The organism is Bacillus cereus group sp. BfR-BA-01330 (assembly GCF_022663885.1).
GTDB classification, from domain to species: domain Bacteria; phylum Bacillota; class Bacilli; order Bacillales; family Bacillaceae_G; genus Bacillus_A; species Bacillus_A cereus.
The window spans coordinates 378,872-397,669 of record NZ_JAKUGK010000002.1 but is presented as its reverse complement, the minus strand read 5'-3'; the positions used below and the strand labels follow the sequence as shown (position 1 = coordinate 397,669).

The following is an 18,798-nucleotide window of genomic DNA, read 5'->3' as shown; positions in this document are numbered from 1 at the left end:
AAGAAGGGGTGTATAGATTGTCCCAATACGAAACACCATTGTTTACCGCTTTAGTTGAGCACAGTAAGCGAAATCCAATTCAATTCCATATTCCTGGTCATAAAAAAGGACAGGGCATGGATCCTACATTTCGCGAATTTATTGGGCATAATGCATTAGCAATTGATTTAATTAATATTGCGCCACTCGATGATTTACATCATCCAAAAGGTATGATTAAAGAAGCACAAGATTTAGCAGCAGCCGCATTCGGTGCAGATCATACTTTCTTTTCTATTCAAGGTACAAGTGGCGCTATTATGACAATGGTGATGAGCGTTTGCGGTCCTGGTGACAAAATCCTAGTACCACGAAACGTGCATAAATCAGTAATGTCAGCTATTATTTTCTCAGGGGCAAAACCGATTTTCATGCATCCTGAAATCGATCCGAAGCTCGGTATTTCTCATGGAATCACAATTCAATCTGTCAAAAAAGCACTTGAAGAGCACTCAGATGCAAAGGGCTTACTTGTTATTAACCCAACGTACTTTGGATTTGCTGCAGACTTAGAACAGATTGTACAATTAGCACATTCTTATGACATCCCTGTACTAGTCGACGAAGCTCATGGTGTTCATATTCATTTTCACGATGAATTACCTATGTCAGCGATGCAAGCTGGTGCGGATATGGCAGCAACAAGTGTTCACAAATTAGGAGGCTCTTTAACTCAAAGTTCTATTCTTAATGTGAAAGAAGGCTTAGTGAATGTAAAGCATGTCCAATCTATTATTAGCATGCTTACAACCACATCAACTTCTTACATCTTGTTAGCATCCCTTGATGTTGCGAGAAAACGTCTTGCTACAGAAGGAACAGCACTCATAGAACAAACAATACAATTAGCTGAGCATGTTCGTGATGCTATAAATTCTATTGAGCATCTTTACTGTCCTGGAAAAGAAATGTTAGGTACAGATGCTACCTTTAACTATGATCCTACAAAGATAATTGTATCTGTAAAAGATTTAGGTATTACCGGCCACCAAGCTGAAGTATGGCTTAGAGAGCAATATAACATTGAAGTAGAACTCTCAGATCTATACAACATACTATGTCTTATCACTTTGGGAGATACAGAAAGTGATACAAATACACTTATTGCAGCATTACAAGATTTAGCAGCAACATTTAGAAATAGGGCAGATAAAGGTGTTCAAGTACAAGTAGAGATTCCAGAAATTCCAGTGCTAGCACTTTCTCCTCGAGATGCTTTTTATTCGGAAACAGAAGTCATTCCATTTGAAAATGCAGCGGGTCGTATTATAGCTGATTTTGTTATGGTTTATCCGCCAGGGATTCCAATCTTTACTCCGGGGGAAATTATTACACAAGAAAACTTAGAGTATATTCGTAAAAACTTAGAAGCAGGTTTACCTGTACAAGGTCCTGAAGATATGACATTACAAACATTACGTGTTATTAAAGAGTACAAGCCTATCAGTTGATAGGCTTTTTTTTCACCTTTTTTCCTTTTCTTCATACGATACTTAAGAATGTAACGTATAGGTGGGGATACTATTATGATTGTAATAGGCCGTTCTATTGTACATCCTTATATTACAAATGAATACGAGCCATTTGCAGCAGAGAAACAACAAATTTTATCAATAATGGCAGGAAATCAAGAAGTTTATTCCTTCCGAACAGCTGATGAACTCAGCTTTGATCTCAATTTACGAGTTAATATTATTATCTCTGCACTAGAGCTTTTTCAAAGTGGATTTCAGTTTCGTACATTTCAGCAATCCTTTTGCAACCCCCAGTATTGGAAAAGAACGTCTCTTGGAGGATTCGAGCTTCTTCCAAACATACCACCTTCTATTGCCATACAGGATATTTTCAAAAACGGAAAACTATATGGAACTGAATGCGCAACCGCTATGATCATTATTTTTTATAAAGCTTTACTATCATTGTATGAGGAAGAAACTTTCAATCGTCTATTTGCAAACCTTTTACTTTATACATGGGACTACGACCAAGATCTAAGGCTCATAACAAAAAACGGTGGCGATCTTGTTCCAGGTGACCTCGTTTACTTTAAAAACCCACAAGTAAATCCAGCTACGATTGAATGGCAAGGAGAAAATACAATCTATTTAGGAAATTTCTTTTTTTACGGGCATGGCGTAGGTGTAAAAACAAAAGAAGAAATTATTTATTCATTAAATGAACGACGAGTCCCTTACGCTTTTATTTCAGCTTTCTTGACCGATACTATTACCCGTATCGATAGTCGTATAATGAGCCAATACGCTTCTTCTAGTACACCACAGACCTCCATAAGCTTTATTCCGATTAGGGATGATGCAATCGTTGCAACAGTTGGTCATACAACTACAATTTATTAAAAAAGCGCCTACACATGTAGGCGCTTTTTCTTATTATTAAGCTTTTGTATGTTCTTTATGGTCACATTCGCAATGAGATCCACATTTCCCGTATAGTACTGTTGATTTTTCATCTTCAAAATGTCCAATTGTTCCTTCACACACTTGGCATACGATTGTTCCCATTTTCATTTCCCCCTGAGTTTCAATAGTAATCTATTTATTTATCATTAAGCTTTCGCATTATCTTTTCTAGCACAGTCACAATTTGTTCCGCATTTTCCGTAAAGTACCGTCGTTTTCTCATCTTCAAAATGTCCGATTGTTCCTTCACATACTTGGCATACGATTGTTCCCATTTTTCATTTCCCCCTAAGTTTATGGTCCTAAAAACTTTTAGCTGTCCATTTCCTATCAATTATTGGGCTTTTGTATGCTCTGTGTGATCACATCCGCAAGATCCACATTTCCCGTAAAGTACCGTTACTTTCTCATCTTCGAAGTGTGCAATTGTACCTTCACAATCTTGACATACGATTGTTCCCATTTTTCATTTCCCCCTAAGTTTATAATCCCAAAAACTTTTTTGTAACCGCTTAACTTTCTGTCTTTATTTTAATATGTTATACTTTTTACGTCAATAGGTTTTTAGTATAACACATTAAATATTTTCAATTTAAATTAGTATGCGATATTCAAATAAAAAACAGCCATATTTATAAGTACGACTGTTTCACATTAATTATTCTTCATATTCCGCATGTAAAGAAGTTGACGGAACTAGAAATTTGAAAAACTGAGCTAACTCCTTTGCTTCCTCTTCTGATCCTAATTTAAAAATCTCCTGTATATATTGAACATTCTCTACATCATCTCGTCCGAGTAAAGTAGACCTTCCTGTTTGCATACAAACAATGAGCGGCTTTCCAAAAAACATATTTGTATAAATAACACCAAAATCATAACGTGTATCATGTGTCATAAACCCTAAAAATCGTACCTTCACACTTTCATGCTCATCATACAATTTTTCAAACATTGGTTTCCACCTTTCTACATCACGTTTCATTAATAGTATATTAAACAAAACATGTAATACTCCTTTTAATTGTCAAAAAATTCAGTAGGATGTAGAATGATAGTATTCTACTAAGTTAGGGGGAACTTATATGCAACACGCCTTTATTACGCTTGTACCGAAATCCAACCAACAATCAGTTTCAATAGATGATATAAAACAACTTTTTCATTATTATAAAGCAGTTACTTCTAAAACTGGTGCCCAAATTAATTACACGTATACAAATACCGCTTTTCCTTATGAAATTTTAGATACATCTACAACAACATTAAAACTTCAATCCAATCACGACCGGTATGACTCAATTTATATTGGTGTTGGTATAGAAAATGAACAATCTTTCATCCAAGTTTCTTTACCACCTAATGCAACATTTGGTGACAAAGGGAAAGCAAATGAATTTTGCCGTTTTTTAGCGAAGAAATTAGAGGGAGAGTTACAATTATTTAATGGAAGAACAATGTATTTTTATAAACGCTAATTTAAAAAATAGATAATATGATTAAAAATAATATACAATTCGAACATGTAAGAAATAAAGCTTGCTTTCTTACGTGCAATACAAAATATGCTATTACATAGGCTAAATATAGAAATACGAAAAAAAGAATAACTTTATAATGAAACTTATCACCATTCGATAATGTTAATACAGTGGAAAAGCCACTCCATAGTAGTAAATGATAAAATATAACATGTAATATTTTCATGGAACCTTCTCCTTTGACATGCTCTATTTTATTAATATATGGGGGTACGTTTGAATCAATTACATATTATAGGATGATATATATTACCTTTGAAGTAAGTTAAGCCGGAATCATTTGTTAAAGTATTATATATTCATTCGACAAGTACATTTAAAGACCTTGCAAGTCATTTGATGAAAATAAAAATAGCCCCTCTCTTACAATAAGAGAAGGGCTATTTACATTACTTAAATTATTTTACAATGTGAATTGGCATTCCAAGAGCAACTTCAGCTGCTTCCATTGTGATTTCACCTAATGTTGGGTGAGCATGGATTGTTTGAGCGATATCTTCAGCTGTCATTCCAGCTTCGATAGCTAAACCAATCTCAGAGATAATATCAGAAGCACCTGCACCTGCAACTTGAGCACCTACAAGAAGACCATCTTCTTTACGTGTTACAAGTTGTAAGAAACCGTCAGTGCTGTTTAATGATAATGCACGACCGTTAGCAGCGAATGGGAACTTAGATACAGTTACAGTCATTCCAGCTTCTTCAGCTTGTTTTTTAGTGTAACCAACAGATGCTAATTCTGGATCAGTGAAGCATACTGCAGGAATTCCGATGTAATCGATAGCTGATGCATGGCCACTAATTGCTTCTACAGCTACTTTACCTTCGTAAGAAGCTTTGTGAGCTAATGGTGGTCCAGGAACGATATCACCGATTGCATAGATGTTTGGTACATTTGTACGACATTGCTCATCGATTTCGATGATGCCGCGGTCAGTCATTTTAACTCCAACCTGCTCAAGACCGATTTCTTGAGTGTTTGGACGACGACCTACAGTTACTAATACGTAATCTGCTTCTACAGTTTGGATTTCACCTTTAACTTCAAAGCTAACTTTTACGCCAGTTTCTGTTTCTTCAACGCCTTTAGCCATAGCTTTTGTATGGATATTTACGTTACCTTTTTTCTGTAGAGCACGTTTAACAACAGAGCTCATAGCTTTTTCGAAACCAGCTAAGATTTCGTCGCCAGCTTCTACTACAGTAACTTCTGTACCGAAGTTAGCATATGCAGTACCTAATTCCATACCGATGTAACCGCCGCCGATTACAACAAGTTTTTTAGGAATTTCAGGTAAGCTTAAAGCACCTGTAGAGTTGATAACACGTTTAGAGTATTTGAATCCTGGAATTTCGATTGGTGTAGAACCAGTTGCAAGAACAGCATTTTTAAACGTATAAGTTTGAGCTGCATCTTCAGTCATAACGCGTAATGTATTAGCATCTACGAAGTAAGCTTCACCGCGAATGATTTCAACTTTGTTACCTTTAAGAAGGCCTTCAACACCGCCAGTTAATTTCTTAACTACGCCGTTTTTCCATTCTTGAACTTTTGTAAAGTCAACTTTTACGTTTTCTGCAGTAATACCCATGTCATCAGAATGCATTGCATTCTCATAACGATGACCTGCATTGATTAACGCTTTTGAAGGAATACATCCAACGTTTAAGCATACGCCACCAAGGTTAGCTTTTTCAATGATTGCTACCTTTTGACCTAATTGTGCTGCACGAATTGCCGCAACGTATCCACCAGGACCTGCACCAACAACGACTGTATCTAATTCAATTGGGAAATCTCCTACTACCATTGTTATTACGCCTCCATTACTAATAATTGTGGGTCATTCAATAGACGTTTAATTTGGTTTAACGCTTTTTGAGCAGTTGCACCGTCAATTAAACGATGGTCAAAGCTTAGAGATAATGCTAATACTGGAGCTGCAACGATCTCACCGTTTTTCACAACTGGTTTTTCAGCGATACGGCCGATACCAAGGATTGCTACTTCTGGGTGGTTGATAACTGGAGTGAACCATTGTCCACCTGCAGAACCAATGTTTGTAATTGTGCAAGAAGCACCTTTCATTTCAGCTGGAGCTAGACGACCTTCACGTGCTTTACCAGCAAGATCATTGATCTCGTTAGAGATTGTGAAGATAGACTTACGATCTGTATCTTTAACAACTGGTACTAATAGACCTTTGTCTGTATCAGCTGCGATACCGATATTGAAGTAATGTTTATGAACTACTTCTTGAGATGCATCGTCTAAAGAAGTGTTTAACATTGGGTATTCACGTAATGCAGATGTTAAAGCTTTAACAACGTACGGAAGGTAAGTTAATTTAATACCTTTGTCAGCTGCTACTGCTTTGAACTTCTTACGGTGAGCAACAAGTTCTGTTACATCTACTTCGTCCATTAATGTTACGTGAGGAGCTGTGTGTTTAGAGTTAACCATTGCTTTCGCAATCGCTTTACGGATACCACTCATTTTCTCACGAGTTTCTGGATATTCACCAGCTGGGATTGGTTGTGCTTTTGGTGCTTCTTCTTTCGCTGCTGCTGGAGTAGCTTCTACTGCTGCTGGAGCCTCAGTTGCTGCTACAGTTTGTCCACCATTTGCAAATGCATCGATGTCAGCTTTTACGATACGGCCATTCTTACCAGTACCAGCTACTTTATGAATGTCTACACCTTTTTCACGAGCGTATTTACGAACAGATGGCATAGCGATTACGCGCTCATTTACTACTTCTGCAGTTGCTGCTGGAGTAGCTTCCGCTGCTGGAGCTTCTACTGCTGCTTCTTCAGCTTTTGGAGCTTCATCATGATCGTCACCTTTAAATTTAAGGTTTTCGTATCCAGGAGCATCAAATTTAATTAATGTATCTCCTACGATTGCAACTGTTCCTTCTTCTACAAGTACTTCAAGTACTTTACCTTTAACAGGAGAAGGGATTTCTACTACTGCTTTATCATTTTGTACTTCAAGAAGTACATCGTCTTCGTTTACTTCATCGCCTGGTTTAATAAACCATTTTACGATTTCACCTTCGTGGATACCTTCACCGATATCTGGTAGTTTAAATTCAAATGCCACGGAATTCAGCCCCCTGATTCATTTCATTATTATGGAATATGTACAAAAGAAACCAGCATGTGCTGATTTCTTTTGCACATGAAAAGCTAAAAATTAGAAGTTCATTACTTTGTTTACAGCTTCAACAATATCTTTGTGGTTTGGTAACCATACGCTCTCTGCTTGAGAGAATGGGAATACTGTATCAGCAGCTGCAACACGTACAACTGGAGCTTCTAAGTTTAAGATTGCACGGTCGTTAATTTCCGCTACAACGTTAGCTGCAATACCAGCTTGTTTTTGAGCTTCTTGAACTACAACTACGCGACCTGTTTTTTCAACAGAAGCGATGATTGTTTCGATATCTAATGGTTGAACTGTACGTAAGTCAACAACCTCTAAAGAGATACCTTCTTTTTCAAGTTCTTCAGCAGCTTTTAATGCAGCGTGAACCATAGCACCGTAAGCGATAACAGATACATCTGTACCTTCACGTTTGATATCAGCTTTACCTAAATCAATTGTGTAATCACCTTCTGGTACCTCTTGACGGAATGAACGGTACAATTTCATATGCTCTAAGTAGATAACTGGATCGTTGTCACGAATCGCAGAGATTAAAAGACCTTTAGCATCGTATGGAGTAGATGGAATAACAACTTTTAGACCAGGTTGTTGAGCCACTAATCCTTCTAAGCTATCAGCATGAAGTTCAGGAGTATGAACACCACCACCGAATGGAGAACGAACTGTTACTGGAGCAGTCCAACGTCCACCAGAACGGTAACGCATACGAGCTAATTGACCAGAAATTGAATCCATTACTTCATAAACGAAACCGAAGAATTGGATTTCTGGAACTGGACGGAATCCTTCAAGTGCAAGACCAACTGCAAGTCCACCAATACCAGACTCTGCAAGTGGAGTATCCATTACACGATCTTCACCAAATTCAGCTTGTAAACCTTCAGTAGCACGGAATACACCGCCGTTTACACCAACGTCTTCACCAAATACAAGTACGTTAGGGTCATTTTTCATTTCAACGCGTAAAGCATCAGTGATTGCTTGAATCATTGTCATTTGAGCCATGGCTTACTTCGACTCCTTTTCTTTGTAGATTTCATATTGTTCAGCTAAGTTGTAAGGCATTTTTTCGTACATGATTTCCATTAAATCAGTTACTTTTTGTTTTGGAGCTTGGTCAGCCTTAGCAATTGCTTGTTTGATATCTTCTTTTGCTTCTTCGATTACTGTCTCTTCAACTTCTTGAGACCATAGGCCTTTAGCTTCTAAGAACTTACGGAAGCGTACGATTGGGTCTTTTTGTTCCCATTCGTTTTCGATATCTTTTGTACGGTAACGAGTTGGGTCATCACCAGCCATTGTATGTGGACCGTAACGGAATGTTAAAGTCTCGATTAAAGTAGGGCCTTCGCCATTTACTGCGCGCTCACGAGCGAAAGCAGTTGCTGCGTATACAGCTAATGGATCCATACCGTCTACTTGAATTCCGTAAATACCTGCTGCTACTGCTTTTTGTGCTACAGTTTTAGCTGCTGATTGCTTTTCTACTGGAGTAGAGATTGCATAACGGTTGTTTTGAACAACGAAGATTGCTGGAGCTTTGAATGCACCTGCAAAGTTCATACCTTCGTAGAAGTCACCTTGTGAAGCACCACCGTCACCAGTGTAAGTAATTGCAACAGATTTTTTACCACGTAGTTTCATACCTAACGCAACACCAGCAGTTTGGATGATTTGCGCACCGATAATGATTTGTGGAGCTAATGCATTTACATTCTCAGGCATTTGGTTACCCATGAAGTGTCCACGAGAGAATAAGAATGCTTGGTATAATGGTAATCCGTGCCATACTAATTGTGGTACATCACGGTATCCTGGTAAGATGAAGTCTTCTGCTTCAAGTGCGAAATGACTTGCTAATTGAGAAGCTTCTTGTCCAGCTGTAGGTGCGTAGAAACCTAAACGTCCTTGACGGTTTAAAGAAATAGAACGTTGATCTAATACGCGAGTATACACCATACGACGCATTAATTCTTTTAATTGATCATCAGATAATTCAGGCATAGCTGCTTCATTCACAACTTCACCGTTTTCATTTAAAATTTGTAATGTTTCAAATTGAGCTGCGATAGCTTTCATTTGCTCATCAACATTAAATAGGGTCTTTTTTGTTTTAGTACCCATTCCGTTCACCTCTTCCTCTCTTGAACCATATTCTGAAACGCTTTCACTGGCTATTTTCCAGTTTAAAAAGCGCAACGATGTAAACCAACATGTTTGTATGTCGGTTGAGAATAATTTTGTGTACCTAACAATCTGTACTAATGTTTTTTCAGAAACATATTAATACAATCTTGATCACGTTTTTTAGTTTACAACTATTCTAATTACGATGTCAATTACTTTGAATACGTTTTTTTATAAATAATATGCAGGTTTCTACTACACAAACGTGTTTTTATTTTTTACATCTGTATTAGTAAGCATTGACCTACTGTTATATTATTCCCTTTTTCACTTATTTTTTCTCTTAGAATAATATGTAAACGATTTAATTCTCTTTAGTTTTTCTCTCTTCGTAACAAAAATATACAAACTACTCTTCCTTTTTTAGGTAAATACCTATACATTTCTACCCTCTCTTCCATACATTATAGTAACCGCAGTATTAGCGGGAAATGATAAAGGAGGTCATCTCATGTACGGATACTCATATTGCTATCCAACTTGTTCATATCCTTCCTACGGTTATGGCGGTTCTTGTGGCGGGTCTGGACGCGGCTTCGCCTTAATCGTTGTGTTGTTTATTCTTTTAATTATCGTTGGTGCTGCTTGCATTCGCTAATTGTAAAACGAAACAACTATGGAAAGAAAAAGACGGCTTTGCCGTCTTTTTCTGTTTACCACATACATAACTACTCTATAATAGAACGATTTCCAAAATGCCTTCCCTTTCTTGCCGATGACTTTTTCCATCTCCTTTGGTAGACTAAAGAGGAAAGGAGAGATTACATATGCTTACAATGAAAGATGTTATTCGCGAAGGAGATCCTATTTTGCGCAACGTTGCAGAAGAGGTGTCCTTACCAGCAAGCGAAGAAGATACAACTACCTTAAAAGAAATGATTGAATTCGTAATAAATAGCCAAGATCCTGAAATGGCTGAAAAATATAGTTTACGCCCTGGAATCGGATTAGCGGCTCCGCAAATCGGTGTTTCAAAAAAAATGATTGCAGTTCATGTAACCGATGCGGATGGTACATTATATAGCCATGCATTATTCAATCCAAAAATCATTAGCCATTCTGTTGAACGTACATATTTACAGGGTGGTGAAGGCTGTCTATCTGTAGACCGCGAAGTACCTGGTTATGTTCCTCGTTATACAAGAATTACAGTAAAAGCAACTTCTATTAACGGAGAAGAAGTAAAATTACGTTTAAAAGGTTTACCAGCAATCGTATTTCAGCACGAGATTGACCATTTAAATGGCGTTATGTTCTATGACCATATCAATAAAGAAAATCCTTTTGCCGCTCCTGATGATTCCAAACCTCTAGAGCGATAATAATAAAAAGGCGGAAGTTAATCTTCCGCCTTTTTATTATGAAATGGGTTCCATATTCACTTATAGCAATCCAGCCCACTTTAGTCCATGATATATACCGTCTTCATTAACATCCTTTGTCACATGATTTGCAAGTTTTTTCAAGTCTTCATGGCCATTTCCCATCACAATACCTGTGCCAACGGCTTCGATCATTTCTAAATCATTTAAGCCATCTCCAAATGCATACACTTGATCACGATTAAAACCTAACTTTTCAATGTATTTCTCAATTCCTTTTGCCTTAGAACCACCATTCGGAATGATATCCATTGAATATGCATGCCAACGAATAAAATGAAAATCTGGATAATGATTAATAAACTTTTCCTCTTCATTTACTTCACAAAAAAGTAGTGTTTGATAAATATTACGTTCCTCATAAAAATTAGGCTCATATGCTGGATGCTCAAAGTTTAAGCTTCCAAAGCCTTCTTTCACATAATCATGATATTCCACTGATGCTCTCATATCTTGATGGTCAAGATATACAAGTGGATATCCTTCTTGTTTTGCAAACTGAGTAAACTTATGTAAAGCATCTGGATGTAACGGATTATTAAATATTACCTCATCTTCAAAGACAACATATTGTCCATTAAAACTAACATAATTATGTATATCAAGTTCCTTACGAATATCTTCGAACATAAATGGCGCGCGCCCTGTCGCAATTGCTACATGTACACCTTTTTCTTGTAACTGTTTTACTGCATCTCGTGTAGATTGCGGAATTTTTTTATCATGATCTAATAATGTTCCATCAATATCAAAAAAGACAATTTTATCATTCATTTGTCAAAATCCTTTCTGGCACTCTATATTCCTATTTTGAATATCACTTTTCAAATTCTAAAAAAAAGTATAACATATTAAACATCTGTGAAGAAAGCGTTCCCTTTCTGACCTTATTTGTAAACTTTGCATATATATATATTAGTAAAACATGTGGATACTTGTTCGTATGAATTTTCTTTTCCATTCTTCCTCATACTATACCTATAACTAACGGCTACTAATCGTTACTATAGAATAACTTTCACTGTATGGGAAAGGACAAGATTCACCATTCACTTTTGTCCTATCTCTTATATCAGAGATAGAGTTTTCACTAGTAATAGGCATGTTTAAAATAAGGAAAGGAAGGAGTAATCATGCTGAAGAAGCTGAAGAAAAAGCTCAAGCGTTATTTAAATGGTCTAGTCCGTAAAAAGACAGTCGCTTAAATTGTGCCCATTTCGGGCTTTTTCTTCATTCTCATTCGAAAAAACATGAAAATCGTGACTGTTTGCTTTATAATAAGTAACAGATAATGCAAAACATAGACAAGGAGAGGTTTTCCAAATGATTTTTAAAGTATTTTATCAAGAAAAATTAACTGAGGTTCCAGTACGTGAAAATACAAAAGTTTTATATTTAGAGGCTACGTCTGAAAAGGATGTTCGTACAAAATTAAATAAGTTCGCATATAATATCGAGTTTGTTCAGTCTGTTACTGGCGCTCATCTTGAATATGAAAAAGAAAACGCTGATTTAACATTAGCGGAAATCGTATAGCGATATGAAATTTCTAAAAAACGACCAAGTTGCTGTATTTGCTCTCGGTGGGCTTGGTGAAATCGGTAAAAATACATACGCTGTTCAATTTCAAGATGAAATTATTATAATTGATGCTGGAATTAAATTTCCAGAGGACGAACTTCTCGGAATCGATTATGTAATACCAGACTACACTTATTTTGTGCGAAACGAAGATAAAATTAAAGGGTTATTCATTACACATGGTCACGAAGATCATATCGGCGGAATCCCTTACCTATTACGTCAAGTGAACATTCCAATTTACGGCGGAAAATTAGCAATTGCACTCATCAAAAACAAACTAGAAGAACACGGCTTACTTCGTAAAGCAAAACTTTACGAGATTCAAGAAGATGACGTTATTAAATTCAAAAAAACGTCTGTATCCTTCTTCCGTACAACTCACAGTATTCCAGATTCGTACGGCGTTGTTGTGAAAACACCTCAAGGTCAAGTCGTTCATACAGGTGACTTCAAATTTGACTTCACACCAGTTGGTGAACCAGCTGATTTAACAAAAATGGCTGAAATCGGTAAAGATGGCGTACTATGTCTATTATCTGATAGTACGAACAGTGAAGTTCCAAACTTTACTATGTCTGAGCGTCGCGTTGGTGATAGCATTCAAGACATTTTCCGTAAAGTAGAAGGACGGATTATATTCGCAACCTTTGCATCAAATATTCACCGCTTACAACAAGTTGTTGAAGCTGCTGTTGAAAACAACCGTAAAGTAGCTGTGTTTGGTCGAAGTATGGAAGCAGCGATTGAAATTGGACAAAACCTTGGTTATATTCGTTGCCCGAAAGATACATTCATAGATGCATCTCAACTAAACCGCTTACCAGCTAATAAAGTTGTTATTTTATGTACAGGTAGTCAAGGTGAACCGATGGCAGCACTTTCACGTATTGCAAACGGTACACACCGCCAAATTCAAATTATTCCTGGAGATACAGTTGTTTTCTCTTCTTCACCAATTCCAGGAAATACAATTAGCGTAAGTCGTACAATTAACATGTTGTACCGCGCTGGCGCTGATGTAATTCATGGGAAACTTTCAAATATCCATACAAGTGGACACGGTGGACAAGAAGAACAAAAGTTAATGTTACGTCTAATTAAACCGAAGTACTTCATGCCAATTCATGGTGAATATCGTATGCAGCGTATGCACATGAACATAGCAAATGATTGTGGCATCCCTGAAGAAAATTGCTTCATTATGGATAATGGCGATGTTCTTGCTTTACGTTCGGATGAAGCTAGCGTAGCTGGAAAAATCCCATCTGGTTCGGTCTACATTGATGGAAACGGTATTGGAGATATTGGCAATATCGTATTACGCGATCGTCGTATCCTTTCTGAAGAAGGACTTGTAATTGTAGTTGTAAGCATTGATATGAAAGAATTTAAAGTTGCAGCAGGACCTGATATCATCTCACGCGGTTTCGTTTACATGCGTGAAAGTAGCGATTTAATCAATGATGCACAAACATTAATTACAACTCATTTAGAAAAAGTAATGGAGCGTAAAACAACACAATGGTCTGAAATTAAAAATGAAATTACAGACACATTAGCTCCATTCCTATATGAGAAAACGAAACGCCGTCCAATGATTTTACCAATCATTATGGAAATATAAGAAAAGGACAATGCCATGAAGGCATTGTCCTTTTCTTTTCTCTTATCTTAAAAAGTGTTTAAATCGATCCACTTCATCGTCATGACCAATGACAATTAATATATCTCCTGCTTGAATATTCTCCGTAGCTCGAGGGGATACGATAACTTCTTTGCCTCGTTTAATTGCTACAATATTCAATCCAAACTTCGCACGAATATCTAATTCAATTAAAGAGTGCCCATCAATTTTTTTATTCGCAATAATCTCTACAATACTATGCTCATCTGAAAGCTCAAGGTAGTCTAGCACATTGCTTGATGCAATATTATTAGCAATCCTTTTCCCCATATCACGTTCTGGATGCACAATATGATCTGCACCTATTTTACTTAACACTTTTTCATGATAATCATTTTGAGCTTTTACAGTAATATTTTTTACACCCAACTCTTTCAAAATCAAAGTCGTTAAAATACTTGAATTTAAATTATCTCCAATAGCAACGACTACGTGATCAAAATTTCGAATACCAAGGCTTTTTAATACCATCTCATCTGTTGAATCTGCAATTACAGCATGCGAAGCTATATTTGCAAATTCATTAATTTTATCCTCATCTGAATCGATTGCCATTACTTCCATTCCTAATTGAGCTAGTTCTCGGCAAATACTTCCACCAAAGCGACCAAGTCCAATGACAGCAAATTCTTTTTCTTTCTCACCCACGGGAATTCCTCCAATAACTTCAAGTACTATTTATTTTCAGTGTAACACACTTTATATGCGTCACAAAAACTGTAATTAGCTCTTATTTTTGTTTTTGTATATAAAAATATTGTTGCAAGTAAAAAGCGATACCAACAAGTAGCATAGCAAATACAAATATATTTCCAAAAGAACTAAATGTTTCAAAAACGAATAATAATGTTTCTTGACCAAAAAAGGCAAATAGAAGCTGTGTGAATGCAAATAACAACGCCCATATGTAATGATGTTGATGGAATAAATAATGCGTTGCACCTAAAAAAGCAATAAACGAAAAGATAAAGATCCACCAATTTTCTAAAAATAGTTGCCAATTAGAAAATTGATATCCATTTACTAATATCGCAATAAGCGCGATAACTACCATCGTCGGCACACTCCAAAATAATGCCCGTCCTCTAAAGAAACGAGTGCCTTTAACATCTCCTTTTTCATGTGCAATATATGTTAGTACTACTGTGCTTATATACAAAACAGAAAGAATTGTTAAAACGATAATAAGCCAAAAATGTAATTGATAATATTCATGCTCTATATTTGTCACGATTGCAGCTAACATGCACGGAATTAACATTCCCGTCCAACCATCTACTTTTCTTTCATTCCAAAAGACCGTATTACCAATCCTTATTCCTAACAACATAAAAATAATGATACCCAATACAAATAACGTAGTTTTATTCCCTACTAAACTCGTTGAAAAAGCAATTAATCCAATAAATAAAAAGAGCACAAACCCATTCATAATTTCTAGTACAGGTGATAAATATCTCTTCACCCATTTGTATGTTTCGTCATATTCATTATTATCTACTAGACGATAGGCATAAAAACTTATCCCAAAATAAACCGCCGCAATAATAACGTACGCATATAAGACGAAACATAAAATCGCACTGCTAATTTGCACGTAATTCCCCACCCTTTTTTCTATGTTTCACATTGATTTTACACACTTTTCATACTAAAAGTAAACATATATAAGTTAGTCAAATAATTAATAATGAGCAGTGGCTAACCCCCCTGCTCATTATTAAAACAGTACAATTAACTTTAATTCTTCCATTTGTATGTCAATGTCTAAAATCAATCTATACGAGCGTTACTTACACCTCAGAACAAAAAGTTTTTTGGAACCTTCAAGAAAGTGGAAGTTTTATTTTCTATTCCCTTTCCACTTTACATATTGGCTTAAAAATGTAATTGCCTTTTCAATCACTTCTTCGTCTGGTTTTAATTTTGCATGATGTAAACCATATTCTGAATTTACTCCAAGCCAAAACATAAATCCAGGGATTTCTCGAAGCATATAACCAAAATCTTCACCCGTCATTGCCTCAGTACATGTAATAACATTCATATCAGTTTGTTTATGTACAAATTCCATAAACTCTCTCGTTAACTCTTCATGGTTATATACTTGATGATACATTGCTCCGTAATCTATAATCGCCTCACACTGGAAAGAAGCTTCGATACCTGCAACAATTGACTCAATTCTGCTTTTCACACGCTTCATTGATTCCACTGATAATGTTCGAATCGTTCCTTCTAAACGAGATTTTTCTGCAATAATATTTTGAACCGTACCACCAGTAATTTTCCCGATTGTAATTACTGCACTATCAAGAGGATTTACATTGCGACTAATAACGGATTGAAGCTGTGTAACAAGATGACTCGCTGCAACAATCATGTCATTTGCAGTATGTGGATAGGCAGCATGGCCACCTTTCCCTTTTAAATCAATATATAATTCTGAAGTATTGGCAAATAACAGTCCTTCTTTCGTTGCAATTGTCCCCACAGCGTATTCTGGTGCAATATGAAGACCAAGAATTATATTTGGTTTCCATTCTTTTAACTCTTCACTTTCTAACATAGGAAGAGCACCGCCTGGTCCTTCTTCTGCTGGCTGGAATAGAAATACAAGGTCATCATCTATTCTTTCGCTCACAGCTTTCGTTAGAAGGCCTAAACCGATTGTTGTATGTACATCATGGCCACATGCATGCATCATTCCTTCATGAATAGAAGCAAACTCGTATCCAGTTTCCTCTGTAATTGGTAAACCGTCTATATCTGCACGATAACCTATTATTTTTTCGGGATTTTTTCCATTTACTTTAACGATTACACCCGTTTTCCATGTCTTCACTTCCACAAATTCATGAGAAAGTGTTCCTATATAATCTAAAATATACTGTTGTGTTTTCCATTCCTTAAATCCGATTTCTGGAATTCTATGTAGATCTCTACGAATTTGGACAAATTTGCTTACTGTCATTTTTGCACCTCTATCTATAAAAAGCGTAAGAGCCCATTTACGCTCTTACGCTTTTTTTACTTTTTATTTCTCTGGGTTTAATTGACGAAGCTCTTGTTTAATTTCTGTTTTTGCTTTTGTCTTCTCATCAATTTCTTTAATTACACGTGCTGGAGTACCTGCAACAACTGTGTATGGAGGCACATCTTCTGTTACAACAGCTCCCGCTGCTACAACTGCACCTTTACCTACTGTAACACCCTCTAAAACAACTACATTTGCACCGATTACTACATCATCTTCAACGATAACTGGTTTTGCAGAAGGTGGCTCAATAACACCTGCAAGTACAGCACCTGCACCTACGTGACAGTTTTTACCGACTGTTGCACGTCCACCAAGTACTGCGTTCATGTCGATCATAGAACCTTCACCAATTACAGCACCAATGTTAATTGTTGCATTCATCATAATTACAGCGTTGTCACCAATTTCAACATGGTCACGAATAATAGCACCTGGCTCGATGCGAGCTTTAATACCTTTTAAATCAAGCATTGGGATTGCAGAATTACGACGATCGTTTTCTACAACGTAGTCAACGATGTGCTTATTATTCTCATCAAGAATTGTCTTAATTTCAGACCATTCTCCGAATAATACACCTGATTTTTTATTCACAAATGCTTGTACTGTTTCAGGGAATGTTACTTCTTTTAAATCCCCTTTTATGTATACCTTTACAGGAGTTTTCTTTTCACTTTTTTGAATAAACGAAATAATTTCGTTAGCGTCCATCATTTTCATTCTTGTTGCCTCCTAAATCCATTTATAATGTTACTCTACCAAACGAAAGAGCGAGTAGCAAGATAATAATCTTATTTTCCCCTTTGAATTTCTTCTATAATTTCTAAAAATGCTTGTACTTGCTTCAACTGCCTTGCCGAGTCACTTGTTAACAACCATGTTTCTCTCGTCAGTTGAACAGGTGTTTTATACATATTTTCCTGTACTTCCTTTAAAACAGTAGAAGGTAAAAGGGCATAACCTATACCATTTAAAACAAGTTGTTTACATGTTTCAATTTGGTCAACTACAATCGTTCGCTTAGGCGGATTAGAAAATAAACCATACCACCAATTTTGTATTTGTCCATAATAAGTCGAGTCACTTTTAAATTGAATGAACGGCCTATTTGTTTCTTTTAACATCGAAATATCTTTTATTTCTTTATCAACTAAATACAGTTCATCTTCAAATAATTGTTGCTTCTGACCTTTATATTCTTGTGTTCCCCTCAGTATAGCAACATGCACGTCTCCTTCATAAAACTGCTTTTGCACTTCACTACTCCATCCAGTAAACAGCGATATCTTTACAGAAGGATATTTATGCACAAACTTTTTCAAAACAGGAGGGAGCCAATATTGACCAATAACTGATGCAACAGCTATTTTTAACGTTCCATGAGTTTCCGTTCTGAAAACAGCCAGCTCACTTTTTATATCTTCTTCCCTTTGCAACATTTCTTTGGCATAATTTGCAACTTTTTCCCCTTCAGGTGTAATTGTCAATCCTTTTTGTGAGCGAATAAAAAATTTCATTCCCCATTGTTTCTCCATAGATTGTAATCGTTGACTCAGCGCAGGTTGGGAAACAAATAAACGTTCCGCCGCTTTTCTCATATTTGATTCCTGAGCTAACACAACCATCATTTGAAAATCATCAATTTGCAACTTTCTCCCTCTTTCCTTAGCTTCCATACACCTTATTTCAATAAGCTTTTCATCCTTAATTTACCCGAATGCTTTCATTCAGAAAATACAATTGTCCAGC

At 36.4% G+C, this 18,798-nt stretch carries 22 protein-coding genes; 7 read left to right on the top strand and 15 right to left on the bottom strand.

What is annotated here, in order from left to right; all coding sequences use genetic code 11:
* Positions 1-17 precede the first annotated feature (17 nt).
* Together speA and MR112_RS07945 are read left to right on the top strand one after the other, a co-directional pair.
* On the top strand, positions 18-1,490 hold the full coding sequence (speA, locus tag MR112_RS07950) for an arginine decarboxylase (protein WP_000084899.1): 1,473 nt from the start codon (positions 18-20) through the stop codon (positions 1,488-1,490).
* 75 nt (positions 1,491-1,565) lie between these two features.
* Positions 1,566-2,396: a protein-glutamine gamma-glutamyltransferase gene (locus tag MR112_RS07945; RefSeq protein ID WP_000635337.1), complete on the top strand. Its 831-nt coding sequence runs from the start codon at positions 1,566-1,568 to the stop codon at positions 2,394-2,396.
* A gap of 36 nt (positions 2,397-2,432) precedes the next feature.
* Here MR112_RS07945 and MR112_RS07940 read toward each other — a convergent pair whose 3' ends face one another.
* The 4 genes from MR112_RS07940 to MR112_RS07925 form a co-directional block, all read right to left on the bottom strand.
* Complete coding sequence (locus MR112_RS07940; protein ID WP_000536796.1) at positions 2,433-2,561, bottom strand: GapA-binding peptide SR1P; 129 nt, start codon at positions 2,559-2,561, stop codon at positions 2,433-2,435.
* A gap of 44 nt (positions 2,562-2,605) precedes the next feature.
* Positions 2,606-2,734, bottom strand: coding sequence for a GapA-binding peptide SR1P (locus MR112_RS07935; RefSeq protein ID WP_000536803.1), 129 nt, complete (start codon positions 2,732-2,734; stop codon positions 2,606-2,608).
* 59 nt (positions 2,735-2,793) lie between these two features.
* Positions 2,794-2,922: a GapA-binding peptide SR1P gene (locus MR112_RS07930; protein WP_000536778.1), complete on the bottom strand. Its 129-nt coding sequence runs from the start codon at positions 2,920-2,922 to the stop codon at positions 2,794-2,796.
* Between the two features lie 195 nt (positions 2,923-3,117).
* Positions 3,118-3,414 (bottom strand): DUF3055 domain-containing protein, encoded by a 297-nt coding sequence (locus MR112_RS07925; RefSeq protein ID WP_000462038.1) that lies wholly within the window; start codon positions 3,412-3,414, stop codon positions 3,118-3,120.
* A 130-nt stretch (positions 3,415-3,544) separates the two neighbouring features.
* Here MR112_RS07925 and MR112_RS07920 point away from each other — a divergent pair, with 130 nt between their 5' ends.
* The gene (locus MR112_RS07920; protein WP_001163291.1) at positions 3,545-3,937 is read left to right on the top strand and encodes a DUF1885 family protein; all 393 of its coding nucleotides are present in this window, start codon (positions 3,545-3,547) and stop codon (positions 3,935-3,937) included.
* Between the two features lies 1 nt (position 3,938).
* Here the strand turns inward: MR112_RS07920 and MR112_RS07915 are convergent, their stop codons facing one another.
* The 5 genes from MR112_RS07915 to pdhA all read right to left on the bottom strand — a co-directional run bounded on the left by MR112_RS07915 (position 3,939) and on the right by pdhA (position 9,296).
* Positions 3,939-4,166, bottom strand: coding sequence for a hypothetical protein (locus tag MR112_RS07915; protein ID WP_000697469.1), 228 nt, complete (start codon positions 4,164-4,166; stop codon positions 3,939-3,941).
* Positions 4,167-4,398: 232 nt separating this feature from the next.
* Entirely contained in the window at positions 4,399-5,811 is a 1,413-nt protein-coding gene (gene lpdA, locus MR112_RS07910) for a dihydrolipoyl dehydrogenase (RefSeq protein WP_000260104.1), read from the bottom strand.
* A 5-nt stretch (positions 5,812-5,816) separates the two neighbouring features.
* Entirely contained in the window at positions 5,817-7,106 is a 1,290-nt protein-coding gene (gene pdhC / locus MR112_RS07905; protein ID WP_000863419.1) for a pyruvate dehydrogenase complex dihydrolipoyllysine-residue acetyltransferase, read from the bottom strand.
* A 93-nt stretch (positions 7,107-7,199) separates the two neighbouring features.
* Positions 7,200-8,177, bottom strand: coding sequence for a pyruvate dehydrogenase complex E1 component subunit beta (pdhB, locus tag MR112_RS07900; protein ID WP_000068168.1), 978 nt, complete (start codon positions 8,175-8,177; stop codon positions 7,200-7,202).
* 3 nt (positions 8,178-8,180) lie between these two features.
* Complete coding sequence (pdhA, locus tag MR112_RS07895; RefSeq protein WP_000536895.1) at positions 8,181-9,296, bottom strand: pyruvate dehydrogenase E1 component subunit alpha; 1,116 nt, start codon at positions 9,294-9,296, stop codon at positions 8,181-8,183.
* Positions 9,297-9,810: 514 nt separating this feature from the next.
* Between pdhA and MR112_RS07890 the strand changes: the two genes are divergently transcribed.
* Both MR112_RS07890 and def read left to right on the top strand, forming a co-directional pair.
* Positions 9,811-9,957, top strand: coding sequence for a YjcZ family sporulation protein (locus tag MR112_RS07890; RefSeq protein ID WP_000274562.1), 147 nt, complete (start codon positions 9,811-9,813; stop codon positions 9,955-9,957).
* Between the two features lie 169 nt (positions 9,958-10,126).
* Entirely contained in the window at positions 10,127-10,681 is a 555-nt protein-coding gene (def, locus tag MR112_RS07885) for a peptide deformylase (RefSeq protein WP_000957048.1), read from the top strand.
* 60 nt (positions 10,682-10,741) lie between these two features.
* On the opposite strand, the gene MR112_RS07880 is transcribed toward def, so the two are convergent.
* The gene (locus tag MR112_RS07880) at positions 10,742-11,515 is read right to left on the bottom strand and encodes a Cof-type HAD-IIB family hydrolase (RefSeq protein ID WP_000998268.1); all 774 of its coding nucleotides are present in this window, start codon (positions 11,513-11,515) and stop codon (positions 10,742-10,744) included.
* A gap of 549 nt (positions 11,516-12,064) precedes the next feature.
* Here MR112_RS07880 and MR112_RS07875 point away from each other — a divergent pair.
* Positions 12,065-12,277 (top strand): DNA-dependent RNA polymerase subunit epsilon, encoded by a 213-nt coding sequence (locus MR112_RS07875; RefSeq protein ID WP_000576435.1) that lies wholly within the window; start codon positions 12,065-12,067, stop codon positions 12,275-12,277.
* 4 nt (positions 12,278-12,281) lie between these two features.
* Entirely contained in the window at positions 12,282-13,949 is a 1,668-nt protein-coding gene (gene rnjA / locus MR112_RS07870; protein ID WP_000670377.1) for a ribonuclease J1, read from the top strand.
* A 42-nt stretch (positions 13,950-13,991) separates the two neighbouring features.
* Here the strand turns inward: rnjA and MR112_RS07865 are convergent, their stop codons facing one another.
* The 5 genes from MR112_RS07865 to MR112_RS07845 form a co-directional block, all read right to left on the bottom strand.
* A complete protein-coding gene (locus tag MR112_RS07865) occupies positions 13,992-14,657 on the bottom strand; it encodes a potassium channel family protein (protein WP_000504032.1) in 666 nt (221 codons plus the stop codon).
* 82 nt (positions 14,658-14,739) lie between these two features.
* Positions 14,740-15,606 (bottom strand): cytochrome c oxidase assembly protein, encoded by an 867-nt coding sequence (locus tag MR112_RS07860; RefSeq protein ID WP_001167324.1) that lies wholly within the window; start codon positions 15,604-15,606, stop codon positions 14,740-14,742.
* Between the two features lie 246 nt (positions 15,607-15,852).
* Positions 15,853-16,983 (bottom strand): N-acetyldiaminopimelate deacetylase, encoded by a 1,131-nt coding sequence (locus MR112_RS07855; protein WP_000218672.1) that lies wholly within the window; start codon positions 16,981-16,983, stop codon positions 15,853-15,855.
* Positions 16,984-17,046: 63 nt separating this feature from the next.
* Entirely contained in the window at positions 17,047-17,769 is a 723-nt protein-coding gene (dapD, locus tag MR112_RS07850; protein ID WP_000783241.1) for a 2,3,4,5-tetrahydropyridine-2,6-dicarboxylate N-acetyltransferase, read from the bottom strand.
* A 71-nt stretch (positions 17,770-17,840) separates the two neighbouring features.
* A complete protein-coding gene (locus MR112_RS07845; RefSeq protein WP_002026259.1) occupies positions 17,841-18,725 on the bottom strand; it encodes a LysR family transcriptional regulator in 885 nt (294 codons plus the stop codon).
* Positions 18,726-18,798: the final 73 nt, after the last annotated feature.

Bases quoted from the DNA above. Each gene is read 5' to 3' on its own strand.
- MR112_RS07920 (WP_001163291.1), top strand. From the start codon at position 3,545: ATGCAACACGCCTTTATTACGCTTGTACCGAAATCCAACCAACAATCA.
- MR112_RS07845 (WP_002026259.1), bottom strand. From the start codon at position 18,725: ATGGAAGCTAAGGAAAGAGGGAGAAAGTTGCAAATTGATGATTTTCAA.
- pdhA (WP_000536895.1), bottom strand. From the start codon at position 9,296: ATGGGTACTAAAACAAAAAAGACCCTATTTAATGTTGATGAGCAAATG.
- pdhB (WP_000068168.1), bottom strand. From the start codon at position 8,177: ATGGCTCAAATGACAATGATTCAAGCAATCACTGATGCTTTACGCGTT.
- MR112_RS07945 (WP_000635337.1), top strand. From the start codon at position 1,566: ATGATTGTAATAGGCCGTTCTATTGTACATCCTTATATTACAAATGAA.
- MR112_RS07875 (WP_000576435.1), top strand. From the start codon at position 12,065: ATGATTTTTAAAGTATTTTATCAAGAAAAATTAACTGAGGTTCCAGTA.
- def (WP_000957048.1), top strand. From the start codon at position 10,127: ATGCTTACAATGAAAGATGTTATTCGCGAAGGAGATCCTATTTTGCGC.
- MR112_RS07925 (WP_000462038.1), bottom strand. From the start codon at position 3,414: ATGTTTGAAAAATTGTATGATGAGCATGAAAGTGTGAAGGTACGATTT.
- MR112_RS07890 (WP_000274562.1), top strand. From the start codon at position 9,811: ATGTACGGATACTCATATTGCTATCCAACTTGTTCATATCCTTCCTAC.
- dapD (WP_000783241.1), bottom strand. From the start codon at position 17,769: ATGAAAATGATGGACGCTAACGAAATTATTTCGTTTATTCAAAAAAGT.
- MR112_RS07915 (WP_000697469.1), bottom strand. From the start codon at position 4,166: ATGAAAATATTACATGTTATATTTTATCATTTACTACTATGGAGTGGC.
- MR112_RS07930 (WP_000536778.1), bottom strand. From the start codon at position 2,922: ATGGGAACAATCGTATGTCAAGATTGTGAAGGTACAATTGCACACTTC.
- MR112_RS07940 (WP_000536796.1), bottom strand. From the start codon at position 2,561: ATGGGAACAATCGTATGCCAAGTGTGTGAAGGAACAATTGGACATTTT.
- MR112_RS07880 (WP_000998268.1), bottom strand. From the start codon at position 11,515: ATGAATGATAAAATTGTCTTTTTTGATATTGATGGAACATTATTAGAT.
- lpdA (WP_000260104.1), bottom strand. From the start codon at position 5,811: ATGGTAGTAGGAGATTTCCCAATTGAATTAGATACAGTCGTTGTTGGT.
- MR112_RS07935 (WP_000536803.1), bottom strand. From the start codon at position 2,734: ATGGGAACAATCGTATGCCAAGTATGTGAAGGAACAATCGGACATTTT.
- rnjA (WP_000670377.1), top strand. From the start codon at position 12,282: ATGAAATTTCTAAAAAACGACCAAGTTGCTGTATTTGCTCTCGGTGGG.
- MR112_RS07855 (WP_000218672.1), bottom strand. From the start codon at position 16,983: ATGACAGTAAGCAAATTTGTCCAAATTCGTAGAGATCTACATAGAATT.